This is a genomic window from Hymenobacter armeniacus (genome assembly GCF_014699055.1).
Classification (GTDB): domain Bacteria; phylum Bacteroidota; class Bacteroidia; order Cytophagales; family Hymenobacteraceae; genus Hymenobacter; species Hymenobacter armeniacus.
This window is the reverse complement of record NZ_JACXAC010000005.1, coordinates 304,387-325,629: the sequence shown is the minus strand read 5'-3', so window position 1 is coordinate 325,629 and position 21,243 is coordinate 304,387. Positions and strand designations below refer to the sequence as shown.

The 21,243-nt window shown below is 63.1% G+C and carries 16 protein-coding genes and 1 tRNA gene; 12 read left to right on the top strand and 5 right to left on the bottom strand.

From position 1 onward, the window contains the following. Window positions 1-55 precede the first annotated feature (55 nt). On the top strand, window positions 56-1,195 hold the full coding sequence (locus IC234_RS16085) for a J domain-containing protein (RefSeq protein WP_190926543.1): 1,140 nt from the start codon (window positions 56-58) through the stop codon (window positions 1,193-1,195). 382 nt (window positions 1,196-1,577) lie between these two features. Here IC234_RS16085 and IC234_RS16080 read toward each other — a convergent pair whose 3' ends face one another. Next, window positions 1,578-2,141 (bottom strand): fasciclin domain-containing protein, encoded by a 564-nt coding sequence (locus tag IC234_RS16080; protein WP_190926541.1) that lies wholly within the window; start codon window positions 2,139-2,141, stop codon window positions 1,578-1,580. A 218-nt stretch (window positions 2,142-2,359) separates the two neighbouring features. On the opposite strand from IC234_RS16080, the gene IC234_RS16075 reads away from it, so the two are divergent. The 7 genes from IC234_RS16075 to IC234_RS16045 all read left to right on the top strand — a co-directional run bounded on the left by IC234_RS16075 (window position 2,360) and on the right by IC234_RS16045 (window position 12,648). After that, window positions 2,360-2,911, top strand: coding sequence for a Crp/Fnr family transcriptional regulator (locus tag IC234_RS16075; protein WP_190926539.1), 552 nt, complete (start codon window positions 2,360-2,362; stop codon window positions 2,909-2,911). Between the two features lie 105 nt (window positions 2,912-3,016). Continuing rightward, window positions 3,017-3,499 carry a hypothetical protein gene (locus IC234_RS16070; protein ID WP_190926537.1) on the top strand — a complete coding sequence of 161 codons (483 nt, stop codon included), beginning with the start codon at window positions 3,017-3,019 and terminating at the stop codon, window positions 3,497-3,499. 47 nt (window positions 3,500-3,546) lie between these two features. After that, the gene (locus IC234_RS16065; protein WP_190926534.1) at window positions 3,547-5,988 is read left to right on the top strand and encodes a TonB-dependent receptor; all 2,442 of its coding nucleotides are present in this window, start codon (window positions 3,547-3,549) and stop codon (window positions 5,986-5,988) included. A gap of 126 nt (window positions 5,989-6,114) precedes the next feature. Further along, complete coding sequence (locus tag IC234_RS16060; RefSeq protein WP_190926532.1) at window positions 6,115-7,653, top strand: rhamnogalacturonidase; 1,539 nt, start codon at window positions 6,115-6,117, stop codon at window positions 7,651-7,653. Between the two features lie 144 nt (window positions 7,654-7,797). Continuing rightward, window positions 7,798-9,141 carry a TolB-like translocation protein gene (locus IC234_RS16055; protein ID WP_190926530.1) on the top strand — a complete coding sequence of 448 codons (1,344 nt, stop codon included), beginning with the start codon at window positions 7,798-7,800 and terminating at the stop codon, window positions 9,139-9,141. Window positions 9,142-9,320: 179 nt separating this feature from the next. After that, entirely contained in the window at window positions 9,321-11,420 is a 2,100-nt protein-coding gene (locus IC234_RS16050) for a beta-galactosidase (protein WP_190926528.1), read from the top strand. A 142-nt stretch (window positions 11,421-11,562) separates the two neighbouring features. Continuing rightward, window positions 11,563-12,648 carry a PKD domain-containing protein gene (locus IC234_RS16045; protein WP_190926526.1) on the top strand — a complete coding sequence of 362 codons (1,086 nt, stop codon included), beginning with the start codon at window positions 11,563-11,565 and terminating at the stop codon, window positions 12,646-12,648. A 196-nt stretch (window positions 12,649-12,844) separates the two neighbouring features. On the opposite strand, the gene IC234_RS16040 is transcribed toward IC234_RS16045, so the two are convergent. The 4 genes from IC234_RS16040 to IC234_RS16025 form a co-directional block, all read right to left on the bottom strand. Then, window positions 12,845-13,528, bottom strand: a complete 684-nt coding sequence (locus IC234_RS16040; RefSeq protein ID WP_190926524.1) for a GDSL-type esterase/lipase family protein — start codon at window positions 13,526-13,528, stop codon at window positions 12,845-12,847. 128 nt (window positions 13,529-13,656) lie between these two features. After that, complete coding sequence (locus IC234_RS16035; protein ID WP_190926522.1) at window positions 13,657-14,049, bottom strand: hypothetical protein; 393 nt, start codon at window positions 14,047-14,049, stop codon at window positions 13,657-13,659. 99 nt (window positions 14,050-14,148) lie between these two features. Then, window positions 14,149-15,501 carry a glycoside hydrolase family 88/105 protein gene (locus IC234_RS16030; protein WP_190926520.1) on the bottom strand — a complete coding sequence of 451 codons (1,353 nt, stop codon included), beginning with the start codon at window positions 15,499-15,501 and terminating at the stop codon, window positions 14,149-14,151. A gap of 268 nt (window positions 15,502-15,769) precedes the next feature. Continuing rightward, window positions 15,770-15,842, bottom strand: a tRNA-Phe gene (locus IC234_RS16025). 173 nt (window positions 15,843-16,015) lie between these two features. Between IC234_RS16025 and IC234_RS16020 the strand changes: the two genes are divergently transcribed. The 4 genes from IC234_RS16020 (at window position 16,016) to IC234_RS16005 (ending at window position 21,136) form a co-directional block, all read left to right on the top strand. Further along, the gene (locus IC234_RS16020) at window positions 16,016-17,419 is read left to right on the top strand and encodes a 4Fe-4S dicluster domain-containing protein (RefSeq protein WP_190926518.1); all 1,404 of its coding nucleotides are present in this window, start codon (window positions 16,016-16,018) and stop codon (window positions 17,417-17,419) included. A 207-nt stretch (window positions 17,420-17,626) separates the two neighbouring features. After that, entirely contained in the window at window positions 17,627-18,478 is an 852-nt protein-coding gene (locus tag IC234_RS16015) for a (Fe-S)-binding protein (RefSeq protein ID WP_190927139.1), read from the top strand. A 125-nt stretch (window positions 18,479-18,603) separates the two neighbouring features. Further along, window positions 18,604-19,089 (top strand): hypothetical protein, encoded by a 486-nt coding sequence (locus IC234_RS16010; protein ID WP_190926516.1) that lies wholly within the window; start codon window positions 18,604-18,606, stop codon window positions 19,087-19,089. A gap of 199 nt (window positions 19,090-19,288) precedes the next feature. Next, entirely contained in the window at window positions 19,289-21,136 is a 1,848-nt protein-coding gene (locus IC234_RS16005) for an OmpA family protein (RefSeq protein ID WP_223827719.1), read from the top strand. Window positions 21,137-21,243: the final 107 nt, after the last annotated feature.

Here is a 21,243-nt window from a genome sequence, read left to right as displayed (position 1 = left end):
AAAATTTCGGCGCGTGGCTGACTTTTGTGCCGTCGTTTGTGTTTGCTGCCGTAGCGTGAGTCAGAATCATTACCAAGTTCTTGGAGTAGCCCCCACCGCCGCGGCCGCCGACATCAAGCGGGCCTACCGGCAGCTGGTGGTGCGCTACCACCCCGATAAGCACGGCGGCGACGTCCGGTACGAAGACCAGTTCAAGGCCGTGGCCGTGGCCTACGGCGTGCTGAGCGACCCCGGCCGCCGGGCCACCTACGATTTCCAGTTGCAGCAGGCCGCCCGCCGCGTCGAGGAAGCCCGCCGCCAGCAGCAGCACCGCCCCGCCACGCAGCACGTGTACGGCGTGCCCATGCCGCCGCCCGTCCCGCTGCGCACCCGCCCGCCCGCCGGCAGCCGCGAGCGGCACTACCAGCGCATTCCGCGCCAGCAGCCGCGCTTCAACGCCCGCGACTGGGGCCTCACCCTGCTCTTCATTCTGGGCCTGGTGGTGTTTTCGCTGGCCGTGAAGGTGACCATGGACCGCATTTCGGCCAACCGCAACTACGACGACGGCCTGCGCGCCTACGCCAACGGCAACTTTGCCGCCGCGCACGCTTTCCTGGAAGAAACCCTGCACTTCCGGCCCGACTACGCCCCCGCCCTGCGCCGCCGCGGCGAGCTGGAGTTGCTGCTCAACCACAACCCCCAGGCCGCCCGGGCCGATTTTCAGGCGGCCCTGCTGCAGCGCCCGCCGCGCCGCGTGGCCGCCGACCTGCTCTACCGCCTGGGCCGCTGCGAAACCGCCCTGGGCCGTCCCGCCGCGGCCGAACTCAGCTTCAACCGCGCCCTCACGCTGGATTCGACCCTGAGCGCCGCCTACCTGGCGCGGGGCAAAGCCCGCCTGCTCGACCTCAACCAACCGGAGAAAGCCGTGGCCGACCTCACCCAGGGCTTGGCCCAGCGCCAGCGCACGGGAGCCGGGCCGCCGTGGCAGTTTGTGCAGGTGCGCGGCGTGGCGTTTGCGGCCCTGGGCCGCTACGACGCCGCCCGCGCCGACTACTTCCACGTGCTGCAGGCCCGGCCCGCCGATGGCCGCACGCACTTTCTGCTGGGCCGCCTGGCGGCCCACACCGGCGACACCACATCGGCGTGCGAGTTTTATCGCCGCGCCTTGCGCCTGGGCTACGAGTATGCCCGCGCCGCCGAGGCCGAATGCCGCTAGCGGCTGGCACCCCGGGCGCGCACCAAACAAAAAACCGCTGCTGGCTGAGGCCGGCGGCGGTTTTTGCGTTTGTTAAAAGCTCAGAAAGACAACGGAGACTGCGTGGGCAGCAACGCTTGGGGCCCGGGGCGGGCTGCCGCCACCCCACACCCCGACGGGCGCCGCGGTGCTGGCCATCGTGCCCGACTCGCGAACGCGCACCGCGGCACACGTCGCTCATCGTGAAAGCAAGATACTACAACTCACGCCTTTTGCAGGGCCGGCTGGCCGGAATTTCAGGGCGCCGGGGCCGGGGCGCGAACGGGCCGAGTGGCGTGGCACACAAAAAAACCGTCGCAGGCCTTCGCCCACGACGGTTTTCAACTTTGCTAGCTTCCGCTAATTAGTTAGGCATCAGCACGGTGTTCACCACGTGAATCACGCCGTTGCTTTGCAGCACGTCGGCGATGGTCACGGTCGACACGCCGCCTTTTTCGTCCTTCAGCTCAATGGTTTTGCCCTTGGCCATGGCGGTCAGGGTGCCGCCGCTCACGGTTTTGAGGGTAGCGGTGCCTTTGCCGGCTTTGATGGCTTTCATCAGGTCGGCGGCGGTCATGCGGCCGGCTACCACGTGGTAGGTCAGGATTTTGGTGAGGGTCGCCTTGTTCTCGGGCTTCACCAGGGTTTCCACGGTGCCGGCGGGCAGCTTGTTGAAGGCGGCATTGGTGGGGGCAAATACGGTGAAGGGGCCGGCGCTCTGCAGGGTTTCGACCAGGCCCGCGGCTTTCACGGCGGCCACCAGCGTGGTGTGGTCTTTCGAGTTAACGGCGTTTTCCACGATGTTCTTCGTGGGGTACATGGGCGCGCCGCCCACCATCACGGTTTTGGCAGCCTGTGCCGAAACGGTGGTGGTAGCACCAACACTAAACAAGGCAACGAAAGCGAGGGAAAACAACGTCTTTTTCATCTGAATAAAGAAATGATTGGTTATTGAAGAGTATGACCCACCTACGCCGCTGGCTGAGCCAGCGGATTGCCTCGACAGTATTTTTTCTTGCCTTCTAGCCCTCGCCGCAAATCATTGCGCTGGTTATTTGCCGAATAGAATTGCTGATGCGCGGCCCAGGCCACTGCCCGGCTGCGCCGTTTCTTGGTTTGCTTCTTCCATCGCCTTTTCCACGCCCCATGTCCCCGTTGGTTCTGCTCATCCGCCGATACGCGGCGCTCACCGAACAAGAAGCCACGCTGATTGCCGCCGAATTTGAGCCCGTAGATTTTCGCAAAGACGACTACTTGTTGCGAGCGGGGCGCGTGTGCGAATATTATTTCTTCGTGGAGCGCGGCGGCTGCCGCATTTTTCACGAGGTGGGCGAGCGGGAGATAACCGGCTGGCTGGCGTTCGAGGGCAACCTGTTCACGGAGCTGCAAAGCTTCAAGTCGGGGCGGCCGTCGCGGTTTTCCATCCAGGCCCTGGAAGACATGCGCGTGTGGCGGCTGCCGCGCCCGGCCCATTTTCGGCTCTTCCAGGCGGTGCCGGGCTGGCAGGCCGTGGTGCGCGAAGTGTGGGAAGAAGCCTTCCTGCGGCTCGTTGACGGCATTTTGGCGTTCCAGACCGAAACCGCGGAGCAGCGTTACCGCAAGCTGGCCGGCGTGGCCCAACGCGTGCCGCTAAAGCACCTGGCGTCGTTTTTGGGCATCACGCCCACCAGCCTCAGCCGGCTACGGGCCAAGAAATAAGGCGCCGCCGAAGTTGCCAATTGACAACTCGGACCAGGCGGTTGGGGGCGGAATTTTGCATAAACCTTTCGCAGCTGGCTTATGCAACCTTCTCCGTCGCCGACTATGGCCAATCGTTTTTTGCTCCTTTTTGGGTTGCTTGGCACCGCCCAGTGGTTCTTCGGCAATTTCTACGAAGCCGTGGTGCTGGCGCCGAACATGCTCAGCAGCACAGCCGCCAAGCTTGCGGCCTGGCAGGGCTATTTCACCAGCACCAACCCCATTTTTTACTACGTCCCGCTTACCCAACTGGCCATGGCAGCGGTGTGGGCAAGCTGGTACCGGGCGCCGGCGGGCTCGCGACTGCGGGGGCGGCTTGCCAAGGCCTCGCTGCTGGGGCTGGCGGCGCTGCTGCTCACGGGCTACATCGTCACCCAGCTCAACTTGCAGCTGTTTTTTGGCGACCTCGCCGCCCAGCAAGCCCAACTGCCGGCCATGGCCTTGCGCTGGAACGTGCTCAACCTGGTGCGCGTGGGGCTGCTGGGCGGCTGCCTGTTTCAGGTGTACCGCGCCCATCTGCTGAGCGCCGCCGGAGTCACCATTTCTTAATCCGGCCGTTGGCCCAACCTTTTGCCCGGCTTGTTGCTTCCCTGTCCATGAGAATCGCTACCCTGCTGCTGCTACTGCTGTTTTCGCTGCGCGCCCTGGCCCAAAACACGGCCACCGTGGCCGGCACCGTGCGCGACCGCGCCACCCAGGAAGCCCTGCCCGGCGTGAGCATCACCCTGGAGGGCACCGAATTCGGCACCGCTACCGATGCCGAGGGCCGCTACCGCCTCACGGGCGTGCCGGCCGGCGCCTACAACCTGCGCGCCACCTTCGTGGGCTACGACCCACTGGTGCGCTCCAACATTGCCCTGAGCAGCGGCAACGTGAACACCCTCAACCTGGAGCTGAACACCGTGCCCCAGGCCTTGGGCGAGGTGACCGTGACGGCCAATCGCGCCATTCGGGTGGCCACGGCCGAAACGCCGCTGAGCGTGCAACGCCTCACTACCGAAGAAATCAAGAGCAACCCGGGCGGCAACTTCGACATTTCCCGGGTGGTGCAGAGCCTGCCCGGCGTGGGCGGCGGGGGCAGCGGCGGCACGGCCGGCTTCCGCAACGACATCATCATCCGGGGTGGCGCGCCGAACGAAAACGTGTACTACCTCGACGGCATTGAGGTGCCGGTCATCAACCACTTTCCCACGCAGGGCAGCGCCGGCGGCCCGGCCGGCATTCTCAACGTGAGCTTTATTGAGGACGTGACCTTGAGCAGCTCGGCCTTACAGGCGCGCTATGATAATGCGCTGAGTTCGGTGCTGCAGTTCCGGCAGCGCGACGGCAACTCCGAGCGCATTCAGGGCAACCTGCGCACCTCGGGCACGGAGGTGGCGGCCACGCTGGAAGGCCCGCTGACGGGCAACACCACGTTTCTGGCTTCGGCCCGGCGCTCGTATTTGCAGCTGCTGTTTAAGCTGATTGACTTGCCCATTCGGCCCGATTTCTACGATTTTCAGTTTAAGACTACCACCAAGCTGTCGGAGAAAACCACGCTCACCAGCCTGGGCCTGGGCGCCATCGACCACTTCGAGATTGTGCCGCCCAAGAAAAGCTCGCCCTCGAAGGAATACGTGCTGCGCTCCAACCCCACCATCGACCAGTGGAACTACACCGTGGGCCTGAACCTGCGCCACCTAGTAGAAAACGGCTTTGTGAACGTGGCCCTGAGCCGCACCCAGCAGCACAGCGCCGCCGATGCTTTTGAATACGGCTACACCGGCGACGAAAGCCGCCGCAAGCTGGGCGCCCGCAGCGGCGAAACCGAAAACAAGCTGCGCGCCGACGTGAACAAGCGCGTGGGCCGCTGGCAGTACAGCTACGGCACGGTAATCCAGCTGCAGCACTACGACAACGACCTGAGCCAGCGCCTGCGCTCCGAGGTGCGCGACGCCAGCGGCCAGCTCGTGAGCCCGGCCGTGACCGTGCGCTTCAAAACCGACCTCGATTTCCTGCGCTACGGGGCCTTCGTGCAGGCCACGCGCACCTACGGCGCCACCAGCCGCCTCACGGTGTCGGCCGGCATCCGCACCGATGGCACCACCGCCCTTACCGAAGGCTACCGGCTCGACCGGACGCTGTCGCCGCGGGCCTCGCTGAGCTACGCCCTGCTGCCCACGCTGAACCTCAACGCCTCGCTGGGCCGCTACTTCAAGATTCCGCCCAGCACCATCCTGGGCTACCGCGCCCCCAACGGCGCCCGCGTGAACTCCGACAGCCGCTACATCCGCTCCGACCACGCCGTGGCGGGCTTGGAATGGCTACCCGGCAAGGCCACCCGTTTCACGCTGGAGGGCTTTTATAAGAAATACGCCTACTACCCCGTGTCGGTGCGCAACGGCATCAGCTTGGCCAACCTAGGCGGCGACTTCAATGCCATCGGCAACGAGGCCGTGACCAGCACCGGCCAGGGCCGGGCCTACGGCGCCGAGGCGTTTTTCCAGCAGAAGCTCAGCGGCAAGCTCTTCGCCATTGTGTCGCTGACGGGTTTCCGGTCGGAGTTTTCGGGAGTGGATGGCATATACAAGCCCACGGCCTGGGACACGCGCTTCCTGGGGTCGGCGCTGCTGGGCTACCAGCTGGGCCGCGGCTGGGAGCTGGGCGCCAAGTACCGCGTGGGTGGCGGCGCCCCCTACACGCCCTACGACGAAGCCGCCAGCCGCGCCAGCTACCAGGCCGTGGGCACGGGCATTCTCGATTACAGCCAGCTCAACACCCGCCGCCTGGGCGGCTTCCAGCAGCTCGATTTGCGCCTGGACAAAAAGGTAAACCTGCGCCGTCTGAGCTTCGATTTCTACGTCGACGTGCAGAATGCGCTGCTGGCCAAACCAGTCTCAGTACCTTCCTACACCTTCGACCGCCTGCCCGACAATTCCGGCTACGTCACCACCGACGGCCAGCCCCTGCGCCCCGACGGCAGCAATGCCGTGCCCATTCTGTTGGGCGACAGCGACGCGCTGGTGGTGCCCACGATTGGGTTCATTGTGGAGTTTTAGCCTTGTTGCGGTCCTCGCCGGCATAAGTAGCAGTGCCAGAAGAGTGCAGGTAGGTTTCGGACGCAACGCAATGGTTCTTGCGCAGGAGTAAAGTGGGCTTCCCACCGATTACCTGACCCGCGCGTGATGCTTTTCGGAAAACTGCTGCTTCGGCGAGCCTGGCTGCTTGCTCTTCTCTTCTTCGGCTTGGGTGCTGCCAGCGCGGCCCCACCGGCGGGTGGCTTCAACGTGCGCGACTTCGGGGCCAAAGGCGACAGCGCGACGCTGGACGGCGACGCCATTAACCGGGCCATTGCGGCGGCGGCGAAGGCGGGGGGCGGCACGGTGTATTTTCCGGCGGGCACCTACCGCAGTTACTCTATCCGGCTGCAAAGCCACATTTCGCTCTACCTCGACCAGGGCGCGGTGCTGCTGGCCGCCGCGCCCGTGGGCGCCACCGGCTACGATGCGCCGGAACCGGCCGACAACGACAAATTCCAGGATTTCGGCCACAGCCACTGGCACAACAGCCTGATTTGGGGTGAGCGGCTGGTGGACATTTCCATCCTCGGGCCGGGCACCATTTACGGGCAGGGCCTCACGCGCGAGGGGCCGCACCAAGCTCCCGTCGGCAACAAGGCCATTGCCCTGAAGCTGTGCCGCAACGTGACGCTCAAGGATTTCACGGTTCGCCAGGGCGGGCATTTTGCCCTGCTGGCCACGGGCGTCGACAACCTCGCCATTGACAACCTGAAGCTGGACACCAACCGCGACGGCCTCGACATCGACTGCTGCCAGAACGTGCGGGTGAGCAACTGCACCGTGAATTCGCCCTGGGACGACGGCATTTGCCTGAAAAGCTCCTTCGCCCTCGGCTACGCCCGGCCCACCGAGAACGTCACCATCACCAACTGCCAGGTGAGCGGCTTCGACCGCGGCAGCTTGCTGGATGGCACCTACCGGCGCAACGAGGCCGCCCTCGTGCCCGACCACGAGGGCCCCACCGGCCGCATCAAATTCGGCACCGAGTCGAACGGCGGCTTCCGCAACATCGCCATCAACAACTGCGTGTTCATTTACTGCCGCGGCCTGGCCCTGGAAACCGTGGACGGCGGCCTGCTCGAAGACGTCGTCATCGACAACATCACGATGCGCGACGTCATCAACGCGCCGTTTTTCCTGCGACTGGGGGCCCGGTTGCGGGCGCCGGCGGGCACGCCCGTGGGGGCCCTGCGCCGCATCAGCATCAGCAACGTGAATGTGTACAACGCCGACTCGCGGTTTGCCATGCTCATCAGCGGCGTACCGGGCCATCCCATTGAGGATGTGCATTTGAGCAACATCAACATCTGGTACAAGCCGCTGGACGCGGCATCGGCAGCAGCCATTCAGCAGGACTTGCCGGAGGACGAGAAAGGTTACCCCGAACCCCAGAAGCTGGGTGTGGGCCCGGCCTACGGCTGCTACATCCGCCACGCCCGCAACGTTGAGCTGCACGACGTGAGCCTGCACCTGCTGGGCGCCGAAACGCGGCCGGCCCTGATGCTCGTGGATGTGCAAGGCGCGGGCCTGCGGCACGTATCGGCTGACAAGGCCGGGGCGGCGCCGCTGCTGGTGCTGAAAGGCGTGCAAGGACTGGAAGTAACCGAGAGTGACCCCCTGAAGAAATCCACCAGAACGAGGTAGAGACGCAATATTTTGCGTCTCGTCGTTGAACGACCGGGACCGCTCCACCTGCTTAAAATGGCTCAGAGCAAACACCATCAGCAACGACAAGATGCAAAATATTGCGTCTCTACCGCGTTCAATTCGCCCTTCTAAAACCCGCCCATGAAAACTGCTTTACTTCTCGTCGCCCTCCTCCTCGCCGGCACCGCCCGGGCCCAAATCGGCCGACGTTTCCCCTCGGAGAAGAAGGTGGTGAAAGACCCCGTGACGGGCACCCTGCTCACCTTCCTGACCAGCACGTCGGCCGGCGACAGCAAAATCTACCAAACCCACAACCAGTGGACCGCCGACGGCCAGTGGCTCATCTTCCGCTCGAACCGGGCCAAGGACGAAGCGTTGGCCGTGAACGAGAAAACCGGCGACATCGTGCAGGTAAGCGAGGGCAGCTACACCGGCATGCTCAACGTGGCGCGCAAGGCCATGAAGCTGTATTTCATGCGCAACCTGCCGGGCGCAGGCAAGGAGCGGCCCGCCGGCGTGCAGATTGTGGAAGTGGATTTGGCCAAAGTTTTTGCCGACAGCAAGGCTGGCAAGATGCAGCCCGCCAGCGCCTACCAGCGCATCTGCGGCACCACGCCGCCGGAGCTGCAGGCCGGCGGCGACATGGCCCTCGATGGCGACGAAACCTGGGCCTATTTCCGCGTGGGCCGCGACGAAGCCGCCCGCCACCTCGCGCCCGGCACCAAGCTGGAAGCCGAATTTGGGCCGCGCCACATGGGCGCCGGGCCGGCCGGCATCGCGGCCATGAACGTGCAGACGGGTGCCATCAAATATGTAGTGTCGGTGCCGTTTCAGGTGGGGCACATCCAGACCAACCCCTGGGTACCGGGCGAAATCGTGTTTTGCTGGGAAACCGGCGGGAAGTCGCCCCAACGCACCTGGACGGTGCAAGCCGACGGCACCGGCCTGCGCCCCCTCTACCCCGAAGCCGAAACCGAGTGGGTGACCCACGAGGCCGTGATATCGAAGGACGAAACGGCCATCGCCATCATGGGCCACCGCAAAATCCCGGGCTCGACCAAGGAAGTGGCCGCCGGCTCGGCCGTGAGCGGCGCCAACCCCGGCCAGGAAGCCGCCTGGGGCCCCTCCGGCACCCGCGAGAAGCCCACCGGCCTGGGCATCGTGAACCACCGCACCCGCGAAATGACCATCGTGGGCCAGACGCCCAGCGGCAGCGGCCTCTGGCACGTGAGCGGCTCGCCCGACGGCCGTTGGGCCGTGGGCGACGACTTCTCGCGCAGCATCTACCTCATCGACCGGCACACCCGCGAAATGCGCTTGCTCAGCACCGGCCACAAGGAAACTGCCGCCGACCACCCCCACCCCACCATGAGCCCCGACGGCACCAAGATTGAGATTCAATCGGCCATGCTCTCGGCCGATGGGCGGAGCATGAACATCTGCATCATCCCCGTGCCGCAGGAGTGGCTGAAGCGGAAGTATTAACCTGCGCCTCACCCCCGGCCCCGGTTCGCTTGAAGCGCGAAGCCCATGGGAGAAGGGAGCCAGCCGATTTCTGTAAAAGCGCAATACTGGTGCCCCCTCTCCCTCGGGAGAGGGGGTCAGGGGGTGAGGCGCCCCTCAGAACCACTATGTCAATGCAGAGGCCAACCACCATACTTTATATGAAAAAATTCACCCTTTGGGCCCTAGCGCTCTGCCTGGCCACGGCAACCTCCGCCGCTGCGCAAGCCCAGCCCAAGCCGCGGTTCTTCAACAACGCGGAGCTGATGAGCATCGGCAGCTACTACTACCCCGAGCAGTGGCCGCACGACAACTGGGCGCGCGACATCAAGAAGATGGCCGAGGTGGGGTTTCAGTTTACGCACTTTGGCGAGTTTGCCTGGTCGTTTATTGAGCCCGAGGAAGGCAAGTTCGACTTTGCCTGGCTCGACGAGGCGGTGGGATTGGCCCACCAGAACGGCATCAAAGTCATCATGTGCACTTCCACGCCCACGCCGCCGGCCTGGCTGGCCCAGCAGCACCCCGAAATCCTGATGGTGAACGCCGAGGGCCGCACCATGCAGCACGGCTCGCGCCAGCAGATTTCGTGGTCGAGCCCCGTTTACCGGCAGTACGTGGCGCGCATGGTGGAGGCCATTGGCAAGCACTACGGCCAGGACAAGCGCATCTGGGGCTGGCAGCTGGATAACGAGCCTTCGCACTACGGGCAGTACGACTACAGCCCGGCCGCGCAGGCCAGCTTCCGGCGCTGGCTGCAAGCCAAATACCAAACCCTCGACGCCCTGAACCAGGCCTGGGGCACGGCCTTCTGGAGCATTCGCTACAACGATTTCGCCCAGGTGCTCATTCCGAACCAGAAGGAATTGATTGCCCAGCCCAGCCCGCACGCCGTGCTGGATTTCAAGCGGTTTTCGGCCGACGAGGCCAACGACTTTCTGAGCGCGCAGTACACCATCCTGCGCAAATACCTGGCGCCCAGCCAGTGGATTACTACCAACCTCATGCCCGAGCACGTGGACGTGGACCCCACCCGCATCACGGGCCTCGACTTCCTGACCTACACCAAGTACCTGGTGGCGGGCTACGACAACGGCACGGGGCCGCAGGGCTTCCGGCTGGGCTCGGCCACCAGCATTGCCTTCGCCAACGACCTGTTTCGGTCCTTCAACGGCACCACCGGCGTGATGGAGCTGCAGCCGGGTCAGGTGAACTGGGGCAAATTCAACCCCCAGCCGCTGCCCGGGGCGGTGCGCATGTGGATTTGGCACGCCTTCGCGGGCGGCAACCGTTTCGTGTGCAACTACCGCTTTCGCCAGCCGCTGACCGGCGGCGAGCAGTACCACTACGGCATCATCGGCACCGACGGCGTGACGCCGAGCACCAGCGGGCAGGAATACATCCGGGTCATCAAGGAGCTGAAGCAGGTGCAGCAGCAGTACACCCCCAAGGCCCCCGTGCCCGCGGCCTACCGCCGCCGCCAAGCCGCCGTGCTCTACAACGCCGACAACCGCTGGGAGATGGACAACCAGCCCCAAACCGACCAGTGGAGCTTCATGCTGCACCTCAAGCACTACTACGGCGCCCTGAAGCAGGCCGGCGCCCCGGTCGACGTCATCACCGAAGCCAAAGATTTCGCGCGCTACCCCGTGCTGGTGGCGCCCGCCTACGAGCTGCTCGACCGGCCCCTGGTGGCGCGCTGGAAGCAGTACGTGGAGCAGGGCGGCCACCTCATCCTGAGCGCCCGCACCGGCCAGAAAGAGCGCACCGGCAAGCTTTGGGAAGCCAAGTGGGCCGAGCCGATTCACGACCTCATCGGGGCCGGCATTTCGATGTACGACCTGCTGCCGAGCTGGGTGGCGGGCACCGTGGAGGCCAACGGCAAAACCTACAAATGGAACAACTGGGCCGACGTGCTGGAGCCCCAGCCCGGCACCGAGGTCTGGGCCACCTACTCGAACCAGTTCTACAGCGGCAAGGCGGCCGTGGTGTCGCGCCGGCTGGGCAAGGGCACCGTCACCTACGTGGGCCCCGACACCGACGACGGCGCCCTGGAGAAGGAGGTCATCCGCCGGGTGTATGAGCGGGCGGGCATCGCCATCGAAAACCTGCCCGACGGCGTGATGCTGGACTGGCGCGACGGGTTTTGGGTGGGCGTGAACTACGGCGAAAAGCCGTATACCGTGGCCGTGCCGGCCGGGGCCAAGGTGCTGGTTGGCGAGAAGGTGCTGCAGCCGGCGGGCGTGGTGGTGTGGCAGGAATAATCATTAAAACGCCATGCAAACAGCCCATCATCCCACACCGAACGTCATGCTGAGCGCAGCGCAGCGAAGCCGAAGCATTTCTGCCACTTCGTTGATTCGATTCGGTTACTATTGCAGGAGAGATGCTTCGGCTTCGCTCAGCATGACGTGCTGCTTTCGTGGTTTCGGCCTGTTGTTGCTGCTCCTCTGCGGCATCCACCCCGCTGCCCGCGCCCAGGAAGACCGGGGCTTCAAAATCTACCAATTCCCGGCCAACATGATTCCGCGCGTTGACGGCAAGGCCGACGACTGGGCCACGTTCCCGAAGGAATACATCGTGGGCACCGACCAGTTGCGCGACGACTCCGGCCACTACCCCAAAGCCGATTCCACCAATCTCGATGTGAAGGTGCGCGTGGCCTGGGTAGCGGGCCTCAACCGGCTCTACTTCCTCTACGAGGCCACCGACGACTACTGGGATTTCAGCCAGCCCGGCCTGCACAACGACACCTTCGAAATCATCGTGGACGGCGACCTCTCCGGCGGCCCGCTCATCGCCGAGCAGCACCCCAACCAGGAGTTGCCGCTGATGGAGCGCTACTTTGCCTTCCACGGCGTGCACGCCCAGAACTACCACATTTTCATGCCCGCCGAGGGCAAGGACTGGGCCCTGGCCTGGGGCAGCCAGCCCTGGATAAAGCGCCTGCCCTACTCCAACATCGCCTACAGCTACGACTTCCGGCCCGGCCAACCCGGCAAGCTCACGGCCGAGTTCTGGATTACGCCCTTCGACTACGCCGGCGCCGAGGGCCCCGCTCGCGCCGTGGAATCGGTGCTGACGGAGGGCAAGAAAATCGGCCTCACCTGGGCCGTAATTGACTACGACGATGTGCAGGACGAAAGCAAAAAAGGCTTCTGGAACCTGTCGAAGAACCACAAGATGTACGGCAATTCCAGCCTGGGCACCGTGTTCACGCTGCTACCGCTGTCCGCGCAATACCTGCCGAAACTGGCGGCCCAATGGTCGTTTCAGGTCACGGACATGGCCCGCCGCCAGGTCACGTTCCGCGACGAAAGCCGCGGCCCCATCAAGCGCTGGCACTGGGATTTCGGCGACGGCACCACCTCCACCGAGCCCAGCCCGGTGCACCGCTACAAAGACGCCGGCAAGTACCTCGTGGTGCTCGACGTGGAAGGCCCCGCCGGCAAAGCCCGCATGGCCAAGCTCTGGGACGTGGCGGTGAAGTGAGGCAAAATTTTAGAACGTCATTAGACCGTCATGCTGAGCGCAGTCGAAACATCTTTACCGCTTCACTTGGCTCCCCTCTCCCTTGGGAGAGGGGCCGGGGGTGAGGCGTCACGCCAGGCAAAGCGGTAGAGATGCTTCGACTGCGCTCAGCATGACCGTTTCAGGTTTCCCTTACTCCGTTCTAAGACGATTAACCCTACCGCCCCATAATGACCAGCACTGGTGCCACCAGCAACTGAGAAGCAGTAGCGTCCAGGTGCAGGCCGTCAGCAGTCATAGTGTTGATATCGAGGCCCGGCGTGTTGTAGCCATTCACGAACTGAGAATGGGTCCGTTTTGCCACCTGCTGGAAAGCGTCAGCCATGTTGCGCACCCGCGCGTTGCCGCCCTGGTATTTGGGCAAGGCTTCGGCTTTGGTGCCGTAGGGCGGCGGGGAGATGATGATAATCCGAGCTTTGCTGATGGCGGGATATGGGCAGTTTTTAATCTTCTTGAGGAGGGTTTCCAGGTTGGCCGGGACTTCTCGTTGGCGGTCAGCAAAAACGGCTTTGGCGTCGTTGGTGCCCAGCTCCAGCACCACGAAATCGAACGGCCGGTCCTTGGTAAACTCGGCGGCTTTGCGCAGGTTTTCGTCGATGACCAGCAGCGAATTCAAGGTACTGTCGCCGTTGTTCACGAACCCGATGGTGCGGCCCGATTTGCTGAGGTTGAAGACCTGCGCCCGGGGCAGGGCCAGCTCCAGCTGCTTGGGCCAGCTCTGGGGAAACGTGCCGTTGCTGTCGCCCAGGGTGAAGATGTTGAGGGGCTTGTCCGCCGCCACCGGGGTTTGCGCGGGCAGCAGGGCCGGCAGAAGCAACAGAAACAGGAGAAGCTTTTTCATGTCGGGAGGTGCTGAGCGTGAAAGGCCCGGCCGGCAAGGCCCGCATGGCTAAGGTGTGGGATGTGGCCGTGAAGTGAGGCGGCTTCTAGTCTAAAACATGCCCATATCAACAAAACTGATTACTACAGTTAATCAAAGAACCAGTCCAGAAAACCGCCATAGGTAGCAATAAAAGCGGCTCCCAAAGCGGTCCAGATGTACAGACGAACAAGAATACTCAACCTAGTCTTTCTGCTGCGTGCATACCCTAAAACAACTAAAGACAAGGGTACAGTAATAAATTGAGCCAGTAGCAGCAATACGATTGCGCCGTTAAGCAGAGGAAAATTAACTTGTGTGGCTTCGGGCTGTGAGTCGGGATGAGGAAAGAAGCCGTATGTGACGTAATACTGGAAATAAAAGCCTGTGCATGCTAGCGCGTAACCTGCCGAACAGGAAGCCAAAATCCACAGCCAAATGCTGATTCTACGCCCAGTTGGCTCGTACGGGCTTATTGTTTGTTCTGAGGAGACAGATTCCATAAGGTTCTCTTCTATGAGTGGCCAACGGAAGCCAATGAGATTAATTGTTTGCTTCGCTTATGGCCGAACAGTCTGCCCATCATCTACAACCTTCGCCGCCTACTTCACAATCTGCACCGAGCTGTCGTTGATGCCATACGGGTGCTGCTTGAGCAACTGGGTGATTTCGGCGCCGGCCAGCAGCACGGGGCCGTAGCCGTGGGCGGCGTACACGTTCACGGGGCGGTAGTAGTAGAAGGCGGGGTCGAAGCCCATGCCGGTGCCCACGCAGGTGCCTTCGACCTGGCCCTGCTTGTTAACTTTGGTGCTCACGGCGTTCCAGGCCAGCAGGGCCATGGGGCCGTAGGCCTGGGCATCCAGCCAGCCCTGGTTCACGGCGTGGGCGATGGCGTAGGCGTAGATGGCCGTGGCCGAGGTTTCGAGGTAGCTGTCGGGGCGGTCGAGGAGCTGGTGCCAGAAGCCGGAGCCGCTTTGCTGGGCGGCCAGGCCGCGGGCGTGGGCGCGGAGCAGCTCCAGCACGGCCGGGCGGCCGGGGTGGTCGGCGGGCAGCACGTCGAGCAGTTCCACGGTGGTGAGGATGGCCCAGCCGTTGGCGCGGGCCCAGTGGAACTCGGGGTGCTCGGCCATGCCCTGCACCCAGCCGTGCATGTAGAGGCCCTTTTGCCGGTCGAACATGCGCGGGGCAAACTGCGTGAGTTGCTTCACGGCCTCGTCGTAGTAGCGGGCCTCGCCGGTGAGCTTGCCCATCTGGGCCAGGGCCGGGATGCTCATAAACAGGTCGTCGAGCCAGAGGGTGTTGGGCTGGGGGCGGTTGCGGGCCAGCGTGCCATCGGGCAGGCGGAATTCCTTGGTCATGATGTACTTGACGAAGTTGTCAATCATCGGCCGCAGGTTTGCTTTGGGGTCGAGGCGCTGGGTTTTTATCATGGCCGCACAGATGGCGCCGGCATCGTCCAGGGCGTGCGGCTGCAGCACCGAGCGCACGGGCGTGGCCACTTCGGGGTGCTGGGTTTGGTAGGCCTGGAAGTAGGGCACCAGCTCGCCCAGAAAGGCGAGGCGGCTGCGGGTGTAGGCCGCGAATTTGGGGTCGCCGGTGGTTTCGGAGGCGCGCAGCATGCCGGCGTAGGTCACACCCCACTCGTAGCTGGTGAGGCGGAAGTCGCCGGGCTTGATGATGGCGTCAGGGTTGAATTTCCGGCGGTCGGTGATGGGCGCGTTGGTCTTTTTATCGACCAGCTCGGCGGGCGTGGCGGCGTTGAGGTAAGCGTACACGCGGTCGAGCACCAGCTTCACGTCCTCGGCTTTGGTCTGGCCGTAGGGCACGGGGTAGTCGGGTTTGAGCAGGTGCAGCGGCGTGGTGGTGTCGTTGGTTTTTACCTGCGCGTGAGCAGGCGCAGCAAGCAGCAACAGGGCCGGCGCGCAGGCACTGACCAACAAAGAGCGGAGAAGCATGGTGGGTGGGAATAGCCGCCCGGCGGAGTCACCGGCGTGGCAGGCCAAGGTAGAAGCCGCTTAAACGCCAATTCTCCTGTGCTGTCCTGCCCGGCAACGGCCCGCCACAGCCGATACCTGACAGGGCCAGGTCTAGGGGCCGCTTGGCGTTTAAGCCACTCCATCATTCAAACTGGGCGGCTGGCAAGGAGCAGCTCATCCACCACGCTAATCATCGGCCCAAGCCCAAGCAAAAAGGCCTCCAGCACAATGCTAGAGGCCTTTTTCGTGGCAACAGTTGGAATCGAACCAACGACACCAGCATTTTCAGTGCTGTGCTCTACCAACTGAGCTATGTTGCCGTTTCCCCACTGCTCCGGAAGGCGCTTTGGGGACCGCAAAGGTACGAATCCAAAACAATGGCGCAAGAAAATGAGTAAAAAAAGTATTGGCGCCCCGCCCGCCCGCTAAAAAGTAGTCGGCATGCCGACTATCTTGCGGCCGCAAACGTTCCCGTCTCCTTACCTTTACCCGCATGTTGCAATCCATCCTCTTCCTGCTGCTGCTGGTGGCAGCATTCGGCCTGTTTGCCTGGCAAGTGCGAAAAATCTGGGCCAATATCCACGTCGGGCGCGAGCGCGACATGAGCGGCCACCCCGCCGAGCGGTTCCGCAAAATGATGCTGGTGGCCTTCGGGCAGCAGAAAATGTTCAAGCGCCTCACCCCCGCCCTGCTCCACCTAGTGGTGTACGTCGGTTTTCTGGTGATTAACATCGAGGTGATTGAAATCGTCATCGACGGCCTGTTTGGCAACATTTTCGGCTTCCACCGCTCCCTCAAGTTCCTCGGCCCGATGTATGACGTGCTGATGGCCACCAACGAAATCCTGGCCGCGCTGGTGATACTCGCCGTGGCCGCCTTCTGGTGGCGCCGCAACCGCAGCCAGCCCGTGAAGCGCTTCACCGGCGTGGAGCTGCGCGCCTGGCCCAAGCTCGACGCCAACGTCATTCTCTACATCGAAGTCATCCTGATGGTGGCCCTGTTCTTCATGAACACCGCAGACCTCAAAATGCACCAGATGCTGGGCGAGGAAATGCCCGGCACCTTCCCCATCAGCAGCCTGCTGGTCGGGCTGCTCCCATCTGATGCCGGCACGCTGCACGTGCTGGAGCGCATCGGCTGGTGGGCGCACATTACGGGCATCTTCCTATTTCTCAACTATCTACCTAGCTCCAAGCACTTCCACATCATCATTTCGTTCCCGAACGTGTGGTACTCGCGGCTGGTGCCGCAGGGCCAGTTTTCGAACGTGGAAAGCATCACCCACGAGGTGAAGGCCATGATGGACCCCAGCTACGTGGTGCCGCCCGCCCCCACTGCACCCGACGGCTCGGCCCTGGCGCCCACCTCCTTCGGCGCCAAGGACGTGGAAGACCTGCCCTGGACCAACCTGATGAACGCCTACTCCTGCACGGAGTGCGGCCGCTGCACCTCCGTATGCCCCGCCAACCTGACGGGCAAGCTGCTCTCGCCGCGCAAAATCATCATGGACACGCGCGACCGCATGGAGGAGAAATACGAGTCGCCGCTCATTTTCCGGCCCAACCAATACGGTGCCGAAGCCAAGCACGAGCCCGTGACCGACCTGATGGAGGCCACCCTGCTGCGCGGCAAAGTGACGCCCGAGGAGCTCTGGGCCTGCACCACCTGCAACGCCTGCGTGGAAAGCTGCCCCGTGAACATCAACCCGCTGGAAAGCATTATCGAGATGCGCCGCTTCTTGGTGCTGGAAGAGTCGGCCGCGCCGAACTCGCTCAACGTCATGTTCTCCAACATCGAAAACAACGGTGCGCCGTGGGCCTTCTCGCCGTCGGACCGGTTCAACTGGGCCGATGACTTGTTTGCCGCCGAGAAGCCGGCGAAGGCTGCGGTAGCTTAGTCAGCAGCAAAAAGCACGGTCCTGCTTCATCTTGCGTCCGCGAAGCCGAAGCATCTCTACCGTGTAAGTAAATCAACTTATTAGAAATAGATAGTTGCGCGGGAGAGATGCTTCGGCTTCGCTCAGCATGACGTTCTTCTTAAGCACTTTCCCATGTCCCCCACGTCTCCCGAAGCCTCCGCTAAAAAGCAAATCACCGTTCCCGTCATGGCCGATTTGGCGGCCCGCAACGAGTCGCCCGAAATCCTGTTCTGGGTGGGCTGCGCCGGCGCGTTCGACGACCGGTACAAGCGCGTGACCCGCGCCTTCGTGCGCATCCTCGACCACGTGGGCGTGAAATACGCCGTGCTGGGCCTGGAAGAAAGCTGCACCGGCGACCCCGCCAAGCGCGCCGGCAACGAGTTCCTGTTTCAGATGCAGGCCATGCAGAACATCACGACGATGAACGGCTACGGCATCAAGAAAATCGTGACGGCTTGCCCGCACTGCTTCAACACCATTAAAAACGAATACCCCGCGCTGGGCGGCGATTACGAGGTCATTCACCACAGCACGTACCTGCAGCAGCTCATCAACGAGGGCAAAGTGGGCGTGACGGGCGGCGAAAGCTTCAAGGGCCGCCGCATCACCTTCCACGACAGCTGCTACCTGGGCCGCGCCAACAACATCTACGAAGCCCCGCGCGAGGTGCTGGCCGCCCTCGACGCCGACCTCGTGGAGATGAAGCGCAGCCGGGCCAACGGCCTGTGCTGCGGTGCCGGCGGCGCCCAGATGTGGAAAGAGCCCGAGCCCGGCAAAAAGGACATCAACATCGAGCGCACCGAGGAAGCCCTGGCCACGCTCAGCGGCGCGGCCGCGGCCCTGCAGAACCTGGGCGGCGTCGAAACTGAAACCGACGCGCCCAGCCAGCACAGCCTGCAAGGCAGCATCATTGCCGTGAGCTGCCCCTTCTGCATGACCATGATGAGCGACGGCGTGAAGAACAAGGAGCAGGAAAACGCCGTGCAGGTGTTCGACCTGGCCGAGCTGGTGGCTTCGGCCGAAGGCATTAACGCGTAGTTTTTCGCAGCTGCCGTCGTTTTTGCGCGGGGTAATAGGCACAAAAGTGGGCCGCTCGTTCGTTTGCCTGATACCTTTGGCAACGCGGGGCGGCCCTCTTGCTGCCCGCTCACTCCGCGCCCCCTATGTACGTCTCCTTCGACCAGTTGCCGCCTTCGGCACGAGTATGGATTTACCAAGCCAGTCGGCCGCTTTCGGGGCCCGAAACGGTGGCCTTATTGCCTCACCTGGCCCGCTTTTCGGAAGAATGGACCAGCCACGGCCGTAGCCTGTTGGCCTCGGCGGAAGTGCTGCACCAGCAGTTTTTGGTCATCGGCCTCGACGAAGGCGTGGCCGGCGCCAGCGGCTGCTCCATCGATGCCTCGGTGCGCTTCGTGGCGCAGCTCGAACAAGAGCTCGGCATTGAGCTGCTCGACAAATCCCGAATGGCATTCATGCAGGATGGTGAGATTTATTTATTAAAGCACAACGAGATAAAGGCGGCGGTGGCCGCCGGCACGGTGGGCCCCGACACTTTTTACTTCGACAACACGGTGGCCACAAAGGGAGAGCTGGGCACTAGCTGGCCCCGCCCGGCGAGCCAAACCTGGCTGGCCCGCTACTTTGGTTAGGAAGAAAAAAATCAGCGTCTTGCGCGAATCCTACCTAAACGTAGTATTATTGCTAACCCAAAAATGCCTAGTCGGGAAAATTTTCCGGCTCCTTCTCCCTCACCACCCCTCCACCACACCACCTATGAGGAAACTAGTATTAATCTGCGCTGCGGCTGGTTCTACGGCATTGCTAAACAGCTGTGCCAGCAGCGGCGCCATGAGTAAGGGCGACAAGCAGTTTGCCCGCGGTCAGTACGAGCTGGCGATTCCGCTGTACCAGGCCGATGTGGCCAAAGGCAAGAATGCGGCCATCTCGAATTTCCGCATCGGCGAAGCTTACCGCCTGTCGAACCGGGTGGAGCTGGCCGAGCCCTTCTACAAAGCTGCCCTCGACGGTGGGGTGAAAAACGCCGACGCCGGCTTCCGCTACGCCGAAGCCCTGCGCGCCAACGGCAAATACGACGAGGCCGCGGCCCAGTTCAGCAGCTACGCCAGCAGCGGCGGCAACCGCACCCTGGCCGCCCGCGCCGAAACCGAAGCCAAGAACGCCGCCGCCAGCAAAGCCGTGGCGGGGGTGAAAAATAAGTACGATGTGATGCCGGTGGACGCGCTCAACTCGGCGGGTTCGGACTTTGGCGGCACGATGATGGGCTCGGGCGGTGACTTCGTGTTCACGTCGGGCCGCGACGGTAAGAAGTACCTCGGCAACGGCGAAAATTTCAACGACCTCTACGCCATCAAGTTCGACAACGCCGCCACCATGACCGGCGGCAGCGTGCGCAAACTGGAAGGCCCCTTCAATTCCGACAACAAGCACGAGGCCAGCGCCACCTTCACCCCCGACGGCAAAACGGTGGTGTTTGCGCGCTCGAACGACGGCAGCAAGAAAGGCTACCTGAGCGTTGACCTCTGGATTTCCTACAACAAAGCCGGCACCTGGAGCGAGCCCGTGCTCGCCAACATCAACGACCGCACGGCCGACGACTTCTCGCCGGCGTTCGCGCCCGACGGCACCACGCTGTACTTTGCTTCGAGCCGCAAGGGCGGCCAGGGCGGCAACGACCTCTACAAAGCCACCCTCGGCCCGAACGGCCGCTTCTCGCCGGCTGAAAACCTCGGCGAAAGCATCAACACCGCCGGCAACGACAACTTCCCCGGCGTGGCCCCCGACGGCACACTGTACTTCGCGTCGGACGGACGCCCCGGCCTGGGCAAGCTCGACTTGTTCATGGTGAAAGGCGGCCAGGCCGTTAACCTCGGCGCCGACGTGAACAGCACCGGCGACGACTTCGCCCCGGTGCCGATGGCCAATGACATGGGCCTGTTCAGCTCGAACCGCGCCGGTGGCAAGGGTTCGGACGACGAGTACATGTTCAAGAAGAAGCCGCTCAAGCTGGTGACCTTCTACGCCGACGGCACCGTGCTGGAGCGCGACGACAAAGCCAACACCACCCTGCCCGTGGCCGGCGCTACCGTGACCATCACGGGCCCCAACGGCCAGCCGCAGACCGTGACCAGCGACGCCGCCGGCAAATTCAGCGTGAAGCTGGACTCGGTGAGCAATTACACCTTCCGCGCCGAGCGCGCCGGTGATTTCACCGCCCGCACTTCGCTGAGCACCGTGGGCCGCAAGCCCAGCCAGGATGCCCTGCCCAACCTCACGAACGACGTTCAGCTGCCGGTGACCCTGACTCTGAACAAAATCATTCTGGCCAAAGCCATCGAGGTTAAGGACATTTTCTACGATTACAACAAGTACAACATCCGTCCGGATGCCGCCATCCGCCTCGACACCCTGGTGCAGACGCTGGTGGACAACCCCAAAATCAGCATCGAGCTGAGCTCCCACACCGACTCGCGCGGCAAGGACGCTTACAACATGAAGCTCTCGCAGCAGCGTGCTGAAGCCGCCGTGGCGTACATCGTGAGCAAAGGCATCGCCAAGTCGCGCATCACGGCCAAAGGCTACGGCGAAACCCGCCCGGTAGTGCCGAATGCCAAGACCGAAGCCGAATACCAGCGCAACCGCCGCACCGAGTTCAAGGTGACGCGAATAGCGAAGTAAACTCCGCGTTTCGTTTGCATAAAAAAGCCCCCGCAGCCTTAGTTGTGGGGGCTTTTTGCGTTGAGGCGGATGGGAGAACTATGGAGCGGAGCAAGCGCAGGAAACAT

Coding starts and splice junctions, on each gene's coding strand:
- IC234_RS16045 (WP_190926526.1), top strand. CDS start 11,563: ATGACGTGCTGCTTTCGTGGTTTCGGCCTGTTGTTGCTGCTCCTCTGC.
- IC234_RS16070 (WP_190926537.1), top strand. CDS start 3,017: ATGGCCAATCGTTTTTTGCTCCTTTTTGGGTTGCTTGGCACCGCCCAG.
- IC234_RS16010 (WP_190926516.1), top strand. CDS start 18,604: ATGTACGTCTCCTTCGACCAGTTGCCGCCTTCGGCACGAGTATGGATT.
- IC234_RS16075 (WP_190926539.1), top strand. CDS start 2,360: ATGTCCCCGTTGGTTCTGCTCATCCGCCGATACGCGGCGCTCACCGAA.
- IC234_RS16050 (WP_190926528.1), top strand. CDS start 9,321: ATGAAAAAATTCACCCTTTGGGCCCTAGCGCTCTGCCTGGCCACGGCA.
- IC234_RS16030 (WP_190926520.1), bottom strand. CDS start 15,501: ATGCTTCTCCGCTCTTTGTTGGTCAGTGCCTGCGCGCCGGCCCTGTTG.
- IC234_RS16055 (WP_190926530.1), top strand. CDS start 7,798: ATGAAAACTGCTTTACTTCTCGTCGCCCTCCTCCTCGCCGGCACCGCC.
- IC234_RS16020 (WP_190926518.1), top strand. CDS start 16,016: ATGTTGCAATCCATCCTCTTCCTGCTGCTGCTGGTGGCAGCATTCGGC.
- IC234_RS16080 (WP_190926541.1), bottom strand. CDS start 2,141: ATGAAAAAGACGTTGTTTTCCCTCGCTTTCGTTGCCTTGTTTAGTGTT.
- IC234_RS16005 (WP_223827719.1), top strand. CDS start 19,289: ATGAGTAAGGGCGACAAGCAGTTTGCCCGCGGTCAGTACGAGCTGGCG.
- IC234_RS16065 (WP_190926534.1), top strand. CDS start 3,547: ATGAGAATCGCTACCCTGCTGCTGCTACTGCTGTTTTCGCTGCGCGCC.
- IC234_RS16060 (WP_190926532.1), top strand. CDS start 6,115: ATGCTTTTCGGAAAACTGCTGCTTCGGCGAGCCTGGCTGCTTGCTCTT.
- IC234_RS16015 (WP_190927139.1), top strand. CDS start 17,627: ATGGCCGATTTGGCGGCCCGCAACGAGTCGCCCGAAATCCTGTTCTGG.
- IC234_RS16035 (WP_190926522.1), bottom strand. CDS start 14,049: ATGGAATCTGTCTCCTCAGAACAAACAATAAGCCCGTACGAGCCAACT.
- IC234_RS16040 (WP_190926524.1), bottom strand. CDS start 13,528: ATGAAAAAGCTTCTCCTGTTTCTGTTGCTTCTGCCGGCCCTGCTGCCC.